Annotated in this window: 13 protein-coding genes; 7 read left to right on the top strand and 6 right to left on the bottom strand. The window is 59.3% G+C overall.

Features of this window, described 5'->3' with window-relative positions; genetic code table 11:
• The first annotated feature begins 125 nt into the window (after nucleotides 1-125).
• Entirely contained in the window at nucleotides 126-734 is a 609-nt protein-coding gene (locus ACEN2J_RS07215; RefSeq protein ID WP_442104495.1) for a hypothetical protein, read from the top strand.
• Nucleotides 735-929: 195 nt separating this feature from the next.
• Here ACEN2J_RS07215 and ACEN2J_RS07210 read toward each other — a convergent pair whose 3' ends face one another.
• Nucleotides 930-1,916 carry a 2-hydroxyacid dehydrogenase gene (locus ACEN2J_RS07210; RefSeq protein ID WP_442104493.1) on the bottom strand — a complete coding sequence of 329 codons (987 nt, stop codon included), beginning with the start codon at nucleotides 1,914-1,916 and terminating at the stop codon, nucleotides 930-932.
• A 154-nt stretch (nucleotides 1,917-2,070) separates the two neighbouring features.
• Between ACEN2J_RS07210 and ACEN2J_RS07205 the strand changes: the two genes are divergently transcribed.
• The 3 genes from ACEN2J_RS07205 to ACEN2J_RS07195 all read left to right on the top strand — a co-directional run bounded on the left by ACEN2J_RS07205 (nucleotide 2,071) and on the right by ACEN2J_RS07195 (nucleotide 3,883).
• Nucleotides 2,071-2,607, top strand: coding sequence for an SH3 domain-containing protein (locus ACEN2J_RS07205; protein WP_442104491.1), 537 nt, complete (start codon nucleotides 2,071-2,073; stop codon nucleotides 2,605-2,607).
• A 55-nt stretch (nucleotides 2,608-2,662) separates the two neighbouring features.
• Nucleotides 2,663-3,538, top strand: a complete 876-nt coding sequence (locus tag ACEN2J_RS07200; RefSeq protein WP_442104490.1) for a cation diffusion facilitator family transporter — start codon at nucleotides 2,663-2,665, stop codon at nucleotides 3,536-3,538.
• 84 nt (nucleotides 3,539-3,622) lie between these two features.
• Complete coding sequence (locus ACEN2J_RS07195) at nucleotides 3,623-3,883, top strand: DUF6455 family protein (RefSeq protein WP_442104488.1); 261 nt, start codon at nucleotides 3,623-3,625, stop codon at nucleotides 3,881-3,883.
• A 129-nt stretch (nucleotides 3,884-4,012) separates the two neighbouring features.
• On the opposite strand, the gene ACEN2J_RS07190 is transcribed toward ACEN2J_RS07195, so the two are convergent.
• The 4 genes from ACEN2J_RS07190 to ACEN2J_RS07175 are packed head-to-tail and all read right to left on the bottom strand — an operon-like array spanning nucleotide 4,013 to nucleotide 7,150.
• Nucleotides 4,013-4,798 carry an ABC transporter permease gene (locus ACEN2J_RS07190; protein WP_442104487.1) on the bottom strand — a complete coding sequence of 262 codons (786 nt, stop codon included), beginning with the start codon at nucleotides 4,796-4,798 and terminating at the stop codon, nucleotides 4,013-4,015.
• Nucleotides 4,795-5,535 (bottom strand): ABC transporter permease, encoded by a 741-nt coding sequence (locus ACEN2J_RS07185; protein WP_442104705.1) that lies wholly within the window; start codon nucleotides 5,533-5,535, stop codon nucleotides 4,795-4,797. The genes ACEN2J_RS07190 and ACEN2J_RS07185 overlap by 4 nt, the downstream gene beginning before the upstream one ends.
• 6 nt (nucleotides 5,536-5,541) lie before the next feature.
• Nucleotides 5,542-6,303 (bottom strand): transporter substrate-binding domain-containing protein, encoded by a 762-nt coding sequence (locus ACEN2J_RS07180; RefSeq protein ID WP_442104486.1) that lies wholly within the window; start codon nucleotides 6,301-6,303, stop codon nucleotides 5,542-5,544.
• A gap of 58 nt (nucleotides 6,304-6,361) precedes the next feature.
• The gene (locus tag ACEN2J_RS07175; RefSeq protein WP_442104484.1) at nucleotides 6,362-7,150 is read right to left on the bottom strand and encodes an ABC transporter ATP-binding protein; all 789 of its coding nucleotides are present in this window, start codon (nucleotides 7,148-7,150) and stop codon (nucleotides 6,362-6,364) included.
• A 90-nt stretch (nucleotides 7,151-7,240) separates the two neighbouring features.
• On the opposite strand from ACEN2J_RS07175, the gene ACEN2J_RS07170 reads away from it, so the two are divergent.
• Genes ACEN2J_RS07170 through ACEN2J_RS07160 form a run of 3 tightly spaced genes read left to right on the top strand, consistent with a single transcriptional unit; the run spans nucleotide 7,241 to nucleotide 10,633 of the window.
• Entirely contained in the window at nucleotides 7,241-7,897 is a 657-nt protein-coding gene (locus ACEN2J_RS07170) for a TetR/AcrR family transcriptional regulator (RefSeq protein WP_442104482.1), read from the top strand.
• A 1-nt stretch (nucleotide 7,898) separates the two neighbouring features.
• Nucleotides 7,899-9,077 (top strand): pyridoxal phosphate-dependent aminotransferase, encoded by a 1,179-nt coding sequence (locus ACEN2J_RS07165; protein WP_442104480.1) that lies wholly within the window; start codon nucleotides 7,899-7,901, stop codon nucleotides 9,075-9,077.
• On the top strand, nucleotides 9,074-10,633 hold the full coding sequence (locus ACEN2J_RS07160; protein ID WP_442104479.1) for a 5-guanidino-2-oxopentanoate decarboxylase: 1,560 nt from the start codon (nucleotides 9,074-9,076) through the stop codon (nucleotides 10,631-10,633). Before ACEN2J_RS07165 ends, ACEN2J_RS07160 begins: the two co-directional genes overlap by 4 nt.
• Nucleotides 10,634-10,679: 46 nt before the next feature.
• Here ACEN2J_RS07160 and ACEN2J_RS07155 read toward each other — a convergent pair whose 3' ends face one another.
• Complete coding sequence (locus ACEN2J_RS07155; RefSeq protein WP_442104477.1) at nucleotides 10,680-11,165, bottom strand: Hsp20 family protein; 486 nt, start codon at nucleotides 11,163-11,165, stop codon at nucleotides 10,680-10,682.
• Nucleotides 11,166-11,208: the final 43 nt, after the last annotated feature.

The following is an 11,208-nucleotide window of genomic DNA, read 5'->3' as shown; positions in this document are numbered from 1 at the left end:
TTCTAAATTTCAACACGAACATTCCGAATTATGAGGGTCACCGTTTAATGAGTAATTAACCATATTCGCCAAATCCTTCCAAGTAGGCGCCGATTGCACGGCGCCACTATTGGGAAGGAACCAGAATGACCAAACTCTTTGGCGCGGCCTGCCTGTTTATCTGCATGGCAACTGTCGGTTTTGGAGGGCCTTCTGGGTTTGCCTCCACAGAAAAACCGCACCTCCCCCCCGCACCCTCAACGCCAGAGGCCATCACAGTCGCCCAGCAGGAGCAATCCTTCCAAGCCTATCTTACCGGCTACAGTTTTTGGGACAACACGCCCCCCGGTTCCGCCGCAATCGCACGGCCCGTCATTCATCGTCGCGCCGGCGGTACCGGCACCTACGGGGATCCTATCACCATCGCGGTGGGCTATCGCCTTGTGAACGGTTCGGCCCAACTCGACTTCCGGGCGGGCACGCGCTTCTACATTCCGGCACTTAAGCGGTATGCAATTGTTGAGGATATCTGCGGCGATGGCAATCAACCGCACCTGACAGGATGCCATCGCGGCAAGAATGGAGCGCCTTGGCTGGATATCTACGTTGGTGGCCAAAGTGCTGGGCGCGGCGCCTCGAATGCATGCATGCGGCGTATTACGGGGATGAAAAAGATCATCATGAACCCGCGTAAGGGATATGCGGTAGAACCGGGTGCCTTGTCAGAAAGCGGCTGTGGCGGCAAGCTAAGCTGATCAAAGGGCTATGTTTTTTGATTTACATCAAAATGCGATTGTGGATTGCCCAATCTGCCAAAAGGGGGGCGTCTTTCGTTTTCCAGCCATCGCTTGGTCCACCACGTCAGTGGGGGCATTCCAATCACGGCGTTTCAGAGCGCCCGCACCACAGCGCCAAATAGCGCGGCAGTGCGGGCGATAACGCGGCGGGGTTTACAGCATCCCCGGAACAACCTGATCTGGTGGGCGGTGACCATCGGCAAAGGTCTTGATATTGATGATAACTTTCTCACCCATCTCGGCGCGGCCTTCAACCGTGGCCGAGCCCATATGCGGCAACAGCACCACATTTGGCAGCTCGCGCAGACGGGGGTTCACCTCATGCCCATGCTCAAACACGTCAAGGCCAGCCCCTGCGATTTCGCCAGCCCGCAAGCCCCGCGTCAGCGCGTTTTCGTCGATCACCTCACCGCGCGAGGTGTTGACGATCACCGAGGTCGGCTTCAGCAGTTTCAGTCGCCGCGCATTCATCAAATGAAAGGTCGAAGGCGTGTGCGGGCAGTTGATCGAGATCACATCCATCCGGCTAACCATCTGGTCAAGGCTTTCCCAATAGGTTGCGTCAAGCGCCTGTTCGATTTCGGGACGCAGGCGTTTGCGGTTGTGATAGTGGATCTGCATACCAAAAGCCGCTGCACGCCGCGCCACGGCCTGACCAATCCGGCCCATGCCCAAAATGCCCAACCGCCGCCCGCCGATCCGCCCGCCCAGATGCGCCATCGGCGACCAGCCTTGCCATTGACCGGCCTGCATTTCAGCAAGCCCTTCAGGGATTTTGCGTGTGACGGACAGGATCAACGCCAGCGTCATATCGGCGGTATCATCGGTCACCACACCCGGCGTGTTCGACACAAGTATACCGCGTTGGCGGGCGGTGGCCACGTCGATATGGTCAACCCCTGCACCGTAATTCGCGATCAACTTAAGCTTATCGCCCGCTTGGGCCAGCAGGTTTGCGTCGATCTGGTCGGTCACGCAGGGCACCAGAACGTCGGCCCCGCGCATGGCCGCAGCCAGCTCTTCGCGGCTCATGCGGGTATCAGGATCGCGCAGCTGCACATCGAACAGCTCCTTCATCCGCGTTTCAACCGTTTCCGGCAGGCGGCGTGTCACAACAACACTAAGGCGTGGTGCAGGCATGAAAACTCCCCGATTCACTTTCAAATCTTCTCCATTAATGGCAAAGTGACGGTAAGCGGGGCGAGGTACAAGCCCCCGAACGTGATGGATAGGCAACAATGACGGCTGAGCGCGGCAGTTTGCCGCGCGCCGGACAAGACGGGCGGACAGGTTTATGCGGGTTTCCATGGTAAGAACGGCGGCGATGGCCTTGGGGCTGGTCGCGATATTGGCAGGGGCAGCGGGTGCACAAGACAAACCCGCCGATGATACGGGCGATGAGCCGCGGGGATCGGTGACCAATCTGCCGCTACCGCGCTATGTATCGCTAAAAACCAATGAGGGGAATGCGCGGCGCGGGCCGGGGCTGACACACCGTATTGATTGGGTGTTCAGCCGCGCCGGCATGCCGCTGCGGGTGACCGCCGAATATGAAAACTGGCGGCGGATAGAGGATTCCGAAGGCGCAGGCGGTTGGGTCCACTATTCCTTGTTGTCGGGCACGCGGAGCATTCTGGTCACCGCCCCTATGCTGGATCTGCGCGCCACCCCCCTGCCCGATGGCATCGTGGTGCTGCGGGCCGAGGCGGGCGTCATCGGGCGGGTGCAGGAATGCTCCATCGATTGGTGTTGGCTCAGCATCGGCGGCGAAAAAGGTTGGGCACCAAAAAGCGGATTCTGGGGGGTAGACCCCGAGGAGACTTTCGAATAACCCCCCAGCTCACGCTTTGCAACAGGTCTGGGCGACAGTCCGGGAAAGGTACAGAATGCAAGAAACGACGCGTCTAAACCTTTCGGCGGGGCTGGCCTCGGTTCTGGTTGCGGGGCTGCTGGTGGTGGTCAAACTATGGGCGCTGGGGGAAACAGGCGCGCTGTCGGTCGCGGCATCTTTGGCCGATAGTGCGATGGATTTGATGGTTAGCCTTGGCGCGATGGCGGCGATATTTTACGCTGCCCGCCCACCGGATGAAGACCATGTTTTCGGCCATAACTCTGCCGAAGACCTTGCTGCACTTGGGCAATCGCTGTTCATCCTCATCTCGTCAGGCGTGATCACTTGGGCAGCCGTTGCCCGCCTCATCACGGCCCGGCCTGAACGGCTGATGGCCGAAGGATCGGGCATTGTGGCAATGGTGCTGTCAATCCTGCTGACGCTGGCGCTGATTGGCTGGCAAAGCCGCGTGGCGCGATTGACCGGCAACAAGGTGGTCAAGGCCGACCGGCTGCATTATCTGGGCGACCTTTTGCCCAACCTCGGCGCGATTGCCTCGCTCTGGGCCTCCAGCCGCTTTGGCTTGATCCAGATTGACAGTATCATGGCGCTGGCTGCGGCGGGGATGCTGGCGATCGGGGCGCTGAAAATCGGCAAAGGCGCATGGGATGCGTTGATGGACCGCGCCGCCGACCCAGAGGTAATTGAAGGCATCGCCACGCTGGCACGCGAATGGCCGGGCGTTCACGGCTTCCACGATCTGAAAACCCGCATGGCAGGCAGCAAGGTTTTCGTCCATTTGCACATCGAGTTGGACGGCACCCTAACGCTGCGAGAGGCGCATGATATCGGCGCAGGCCTACGCCGCACCATTTTGCTGGCCTATCCACAAACCGATGTGATAATTCACAAAGATGTCGCGCGGCTTTGACTTATTTGCCACAAGGCCTCGCGCCCTAACCATCCCTTAACCCGGAATTGCGACAATCCCCATACCGCAGCAAAGGGGTTTGAAATGGGCACTGAAACAACGGACCGAGTTTTGCATAAACTCGCCCATAAGCTGGGTCTACCGCTGGATGAAATCGTCGCCAAAGGCCAATTGCCCGAAGATGTTGCCGAGAAAATGGCCAAAAACTGCAAAAACTGTGCCGCCCCCACACGCTGCGAAACCTTCCTGATCGCGAAACCCGACAAAATCGAAACTCCGCCCAATTTTTGTGTCAATTGCCGCTTGCTGACCTTCCTCAGCAAGTCGCTCCCAAACCAAAGCTAGGCTTTCATTCTCTTTGGCAAAAATATCCCGGGGGGCAGAGTTTGGCGCATGGCCAAACTCTATTGGGGGCAGCGCCCCCAACGCCCGAAGGGCCAACAAATGGCTTGCGCGCCTGCGCGCTCCGCCGGATTAGGCCACCCGCGATGGCACACGGTTTTCAAACCAGCGAAAGGCCAAAACAATAAGCCCCGTAATGACCATATAAACCACGGCCAGCAGCAACAGTGGCTCATAAACGATAAACGTATCTTGCCGCACCCGGCTGGCCACCGCATAGATATCAACCACCGTAATCGTCGCCACCAGCGGTGTCGCCTTTAGCTGCAACACGGTTTCCCCGCCCAAGGTTGGCAGCGCACGCTGAATTGCCAGCGGCAGCCAAATGCGCCGCAGGATGGTCAGGCGCGGCATGCCCATAGCACGGGCCGCCTCTAACTGGCCACTGGCCACCCCTTTGAACGCGCCGCGCATCACCTCGCCCTCATATCCGGCAAAGCTGATGGTCAGCGCAAATACCGCATAAGGCCAAGCTTGGCGCAGATAGGGCCACAGCTCGGATTGGCGGATCGCCGGAAACTGCGGAAACAAGGACCCAAGACCATAGTACAAAAGCCAAAGTTGCAACAGCAGCGGTGTTCCGCGAATAACGGTACAAAAGACGCGGGCGGGCGTGGCGAGGTACCACGGGCCAACCGCTTGGGCGAGGCCGAGAGGAATCGCCAGCAAGAACCCAAAAAAGGTGGTTACAGCCAGTAACCACAGCGTGCGCCAAATGCCCTCGCCGATCAGTGGCAGGTATTTTGGCAACCAATCCCAGCGCAAAAACACCACGCACAGCAGCGCAAGCGCGGCCCCGATCATCGCCAAAACAATCCGGTGCGTTTGCCAAAACTTGGGCTGTTCCATCTCGGTCATTGCCCTGTCCCGTGGTTGCGTTGGCCGCGCCGCGCCCATTTTTCAATCCGGCCAAAGACAATGCCCGAAATCAGGGTGACCAGCAGATACAGAGCCCCCGCCGCCAGGAAAAATGTCAAGAATGCTTTGGTCGAAGACGCAGCTTGCCGCGTTTGCAATGTCAGCTCGGCAAAACCCACAATAGCCAGCAACGCGGTATCTTTGGTTGCAATCAGCCACAGATTGGCCAGCCCTGGAATGGCGTTTGACAGCATCAAAGGCAACGTGATGCGCCACGCCGTTTTCAAAGGCGGCATCCCCATCGCGCGTGCGGCCTCTAGCTGCCCAGCGGGTACGGCCAAAATCGCACCGCGGATCACCTCTACCGAATAGGCGCCCTGAACAATGCCCAAAACAGCAATCCCCGCCGCAACGCCCGACACCTGCACCCGCGCATAGCCCATCGCCACCATGCCTTGGTTCACAAGGTCGGTCACGGCGAAATACAGAATCAAAATCAGCACCAATTCCGGCACAGCGCGCACAACGGTCGTATAAATCGCCAGCAAATCGCGGGTCACAGGCCCACCGTGCAGCTTGCCAAAGGCCCCTGCCGTGCCGATTGTCAGCCCAAGCGCATAGGCCCCAAGCGCGATCTGGAGTGAATTTCCAAGACCGCGCATAAGGTTGGCACCCCAGCCCGGTGGCTCCCACGCCAACAGGCCCAGGGTTGGAAACGCGTCGATGAGCGTTTCCATCATGGTTTAACCGCCGTAAATCGACGAGGCAAAGTAAGGCGCCGACACTTTTTCATAGGTGCCATCCGCGATGATTTTCGCGATACCTGCGTTGAACTTTTCTTTCAAAGCCTCATCGCCTTTGCGCAAACCTACGCCCACACCAAGACCAAGGATGTCTTTGTCATCGGCCACAGCGCCCACGATTTCACAGCACCCGCCAGACTCAGATTTCAGAAAAGCATCCAGCGCGATGCTATCGGCTTGGGTCGCGTCAATCCGGCCGGCAACAAGGTCTTGGTTGGCCTCATCCTGCGTTTGATACAGTTTGATTTCAGCATCTTTGAAATGGGTTTGCGCATAATCCTGATGCACCGTCGACACCTGAACGCCAAGAATTTTGCCTTTCAGCCCTTCGTCGGTGGGCAGGATACCCGAGCCTTTGGCCGTCATAACCACTGTTGGTGTATTGTAGTATTTATTCGAAAAATCAATCGTTTGCATACGGTCAGCGGTGATCGACATCGAGGCCATGATCGCATCGATCTGTCCCGAGGTCAGCGACGGGATAATACCATCCCACGCCACCGGCGTGATCACGCAGTCCAGTTCAGCCGCCGCGCACACAGCACCGATCATATCGATTTCCCAGCCTGTCCAGTTGCCCGCAGCATCCGGCGATGAGAACGGTGGATAGGGTTCCGAGGCGATGCCAACCTTGACGGTTTCGGCCATAGCAGCAGTGCCAAGTGTCATCACGGCAAGCGTGGTAAGCATAAGATTTTTCATATTTCTTCCCTTTTGTTGGTCGTTTTTTCCGGGTTTTCCCGGTATTTTAGGCCGGTACTTAACCGACGGTTTGTAGAAACTGTTGCAGGCGTTCGGATTGCGGGTTGCCGAACAGTGTTTCGGGCGGCCCCTCTTCCTCAATTACGCCGTTGTGCAGGTAGATCACGTGGCTGGCGACCTCGCGCGCGAATTTCATTTCATGCGTGACCAAAATCATCGTACGCCCTTCGGCGGCCAAATCGCGGATCACGCCCAGCACTTCGCCCACCAATTCAGGGTCAAGCGCCGAGGTCGGTTCGTCAAACAGCATGGCGCGGGGTTCTATCGCCAAGGCCCGCGCAATGGCCGCACGTTGCTGCTGACCGCCCGACATAAAGGCCGGATAAACATCGGCTTTTTCTGCAAGGCCAACACGGGCCAGCAAGGCTTTGGCGCGCTCGATCGCTTCAGCCTTGGGCGTGCCTAAAACATGGACAGGCACCTCAATCAGGTTTTCCAGAACGGTTTTATGGCTCCACAGATTGAACTGTTGAAAAACCATGCCAAGACTTTGGCGCAGATGTTCGATTTGTTTGCGGTTGGCGGGCTGACCATCGGGGCGCAGCACAACCTCTTCACCGCCAATCACAATGCGGCCGGAGGTAGGTGTTTCAAGGAAGTTGATACAGCGCAGCATGGTCGATTTACCCGAGCCGGAGCCGCCGATAATTGCCACCACATCGCCTTGGCGCGCGGTCAGGTTAACGCCCTTCAGCACCTTAAGCTTGCCAAAGGATTTATGCAGCCCCTCGATATGGATTGCGTCGGGCCGTGTATCGGATTGCGTTTGCTCTGTTTGGGTAATCATCGCGCCATCTTCATTTCTTCATTGCAGTAAGCCCGCCAACAGGCAATTATGCAAGCGTATAATTACTATCACAGCAAAGTGAGCCACCCAGTGACCCCAGATCGCCGCAAATTTAATCGCCAGGATGAGGCTGCGCGCCGTGCTGCCCTGATTGCCGCGGCGATAGATTTGGTCGCCGATGGGGGGCCTGCCAAGGCTACGGTGCGCGCAATTGCCGAGCGGGCGGGTGTTACGCCGGGGCTAATCCGGCACTATTTTGCAACCAAAGAGGCGTTGTTGCGGGCCGCCTATGCCCAAGTGATGGATGGCATGACCGAGGTAAGCCTTGCTGTGTTGGCATCTGCCCCCAACCACCCCGAGGCGCGCTTGGCGCTGTTTGTTGCGGCCAGTTTACGGCCGCCTGTGGTGGACAGCCGCGCGATGGGGCTTTGGGCCGGTTTTTTGCATCAGATGCGGCAAGATGCCGAAATGCAAGCGGCGCATGAGGCGGGTTATTTGCAGTATCGCGACTTGTTGCAGGGCCTGATTGCCGACCTGCCGCGCGCCGTGGACGGGGCGCGATTGCGCGCCGATGCGATTGCCTGCAATGCGGTGATTGACGGGCTGTGGCTGGAAGGCTCGGCCCTGCCCCATGCCTTTATGCAAGGTGAGTTGGAGCAGATTGGCCTGCATGCCGTAGGCGCGATTTTGGGTTTGGATTTGACGACTTTAGACGTGGCGACTCAGACGCCGGAAAAGGGTAAATAGCATGAGATATGCAGCAGTGACCGAACGCTTGGCAGGCCTTGGCGGCGCGAAATGGGCCGTGCATGCAAAGGCGCGCACGATGAAAGCCGCAGGGCGTGAGGTGATCGAGTTGACGATCGGCGAGCCAGATGTCGCCACCCCGCCCGAGCTGATGGCGATTGCGTCGAAATCGATGCTTGCGGGGCGCACCGGCTATTCCAATGGTCGGGGAGAGCCGGGACTGCTGCGCGCCTTGGCAGCACGCTACACCGCGCGGCGCGGGCGTGAGATTTTACCAAGCCAGATCATGTGCTTTCCCGGTACGCAGACCACGCTCTATGCCGTACTGATGGGCCTGCTTGGGCCTGGGGATGAGGTGCTGTTGGGCGACCCGATGTATGCCACCTATGAAGGCCTAATCGCTGCCACGGGGGCGAAAATGGTGCCGGTGCCGCTGCTGGCCAATGCAGGGTTTCGGATGCGGGCCGCCGATATTGCCGACCGCATAACGCCTGCCAGCCGTATTATCTTTTTGAATTCGCCGCACAATCCGACAGGTGCTGTTATGACCCGTCAGGATTTTGCCGAAATTGGCGCGCTGGCCAAAGCGCATGACCTTTGGATCCTGTGTGATGAGGTGTATGAGGATTTGGTGTTTGACGGCGTGGCCTTTGCCTCGCCTTTAGACCTGCCCGATCTGGCGGAACGGGTGATCGTGGCGTCCTCCATTTCCAAAAGCCATGCCGCCCCCGGCTTTCGGTCGGGTTGGTGCGTGGGGCCTGTGGGATTTATGGAACGCCTGCTGCCACTATCGGAAACCATGCTGTTCGGCAACCAACCCTTTATCGCCGATATGACTGCACAGGCGATTGCCGATGGGTCACCCGTTGCCGCCGGTATGACACAGCGATTTGCCCGCCGCGCCGATCTGGTGCGCGACCGGTTAGACGGGGTTGCGGGCCTGCGGGTGCATCGCCCTGATGCGGGGATGTTCGCGCTGGTGGATGTCGGCGCAGTTGCGGCCGATGGGCAGGCCTTTGCCTTGGACCTGCTGGAAACCGCGGGCGTGGCCGTGATGCCGGGCGCCTCGTTTGGCACCGCCTTGCGCAGTTGGTTGCGGCTAAGCCTGACTCAGCCCGACGATGTGATTGAAGAAGCCTGCCGCCGCATTGCGGCATTTGCAGCAGAGTACAAGCCATGAAAACAGTTGGACAAGCCCTGACCGAAGGGTTGCGGGCGCGCGGCGTTGATGTGGTGTTCGGCATCCCCGGCGTGCATACGATTGAGCTGTATCGGGGGCTATCGGGGTCGGGCATTCGCCATGTGACCCCGCGCCACGAACAAGGTGCGGGTTTTATGGCCGATGGCTATGCACGGGTATCGGGCAAACCGGGTGTGGCCTTTGTCATCACCGGGCCGGGGCTGACGAATACGCTGACGGCAATGGCGCAGGCCAAGGCTGATTCAGTGCCAATGCTGGTGATTTCGGGCGTGAACCGGCGGGCCAGTTTGGGCCAAGGGCTTGGTTTGCTGCATGAATTGCCCGATCAGGCGGGTCTGGTGCGTACGCTTTGCCCCAGCTTTCAGGTCACCTCGCCCGAGGTGCTTGACCGCTGCTTGAACATGGCCTTTGCCGCGATGTTGGGCGCTCGCCCCGGCCCGGTGCATATAGAGGTGCCCACGGATGTGATGGGGATGGAGGCCGTTGCGGCAGCCGCACCGATGGCTGTTTGCATCGCCCAGCCAGAGGCCGCCAGCGTTGCAGCGGCGGCGGCATTGCTGAATCGCGCCAAACGGGTGGTCATTTTGGCAGGCGGCGGGGCGCGCCATGCCGGGGCCGCTGTAACGGCGTTGGCCAAGGCATTGGATGCGCCAGTGGTGCAAACGACCAACGGGCGGGGTTTGGTCTCGGGGCCGCTCTCGGTTGCGGCCTCCCCCAGCCTTGATGCGGTGCGGGCGCTGATTGCGGCGGCCGATCAGGTCTTGGCGATTGGCACCGAATTTGGCCCGACCGATTATGATATGTATGTGCGGGGCGGGTTGCCTGATATGGCCGGAATGATCCGCGTGGATCTTTGCCCGCTGCAACTTGCGCGGCACCCGGCCGCGGTGACACTGCGGGCCGATGCAGGTGCCGCCTGTGCGGTGCTGTTGGCGCAAGTGACGGCGCGGGTTTCGGATGGTGCAGAACGGGCAGCAGCCACAATGGCCGCAGCGCGGGCCGAGGTGGCAGATCTGGGGCCGGATATGCCCAACCAAATCGCCATGCTAGAGGCGTTGCGCGATGCCGTGCCAGAGGCGATTGTGGTGGGTGACAGCACGCAACCTGTCTATGCGGGCAATCTGCTCTATGACCATGACCGCGCGGGGGGCTACTTTAACGCCGCCACCGGTTTTGGCGCGCTAGGCTTTGCGCCGGGGGCGGCTGTGGGGGCGGCCCTTGCGGCAGAGGCGCGGGTGTTTTGCCTGATCGGAGATGGTGGTCTACAGTTTTCACCCGCCGAGTTGCGGGTGGCGGTCGATGAGGGCTTGGACATCACCTATCTGGTCTGGAACAACGCAGGCTACGGCGAGATTGCAAGCGCGATGAGGGCGGCCAATACCGAGGTGATTGGCTGCACACCTTCGCCTTTGGGCCTAGAGGCCTTTGCGGCGGCCTGTGGTATGCCCTATTCTTGCATCGCGCCCCACCCTGTGGCACTGGCTGCGGCGGTTATTGTGTCAGGCCCGCGCCTTGTGGAAATTCGCGATTATTAAGCGTAAGGTGCCTGCGCAGCCCAAAAAACTGCGCAGGCACATAGCTTTAGGCCTCAACCGTTTCTACGGGCTTCGATGTACCGATTTGCGGCTGCGTCGGTTTAGTCTGCGCGCGGGCAATCTCTATCCGGCGGGGCTTTAGCGCCTCGGGCATTTCGCGCACCAAGGCGATGTGCAGCATACCATGCTCATGTACAGCGCCGGTAACGCGCATATGATCGGCCAGCGCAAAGCGGCGTTCAAACGCGCGGGTGGCGATGCCACGGTGCAGGTATTGGCCGGGCTTGGCGTCATCCGCCTTGCGGGCGGAAACAACCAACGTAGCCTCTTTCACCTCGACCGACAGCTCATCAGGGGTAAAACCTGCAACGGCGATGGAAATACGGTAGGTATTTTCATCGGTTTTTTCAATATTATAGGGGGGATAGCTGGGCTGGGCGACATCAGCGGTCAAAGCCCTGTCCATCATATCAGCAATGCGGTCAAAACCGACCGTGGCACGGTAAAGCGGGGTAAAATCATAGTTACGCATATCATCCTCCGTAAAGCGATGCGTTGGCGGCCCTCCTGTACGC

Source organism: Pseudorhodobacter sp. W20_MBD10_FR17, assembly GCF_052119765.1.
Lineage (GTDB): Bacteria > Pseudomonadota > Alphaproteobacteria > Rhodobacterales > Rhodobacteraceae > Pseudorhodobacter.
This window is presented reverse-complemented; position numbering and strand designations above follow the sequence as displayed.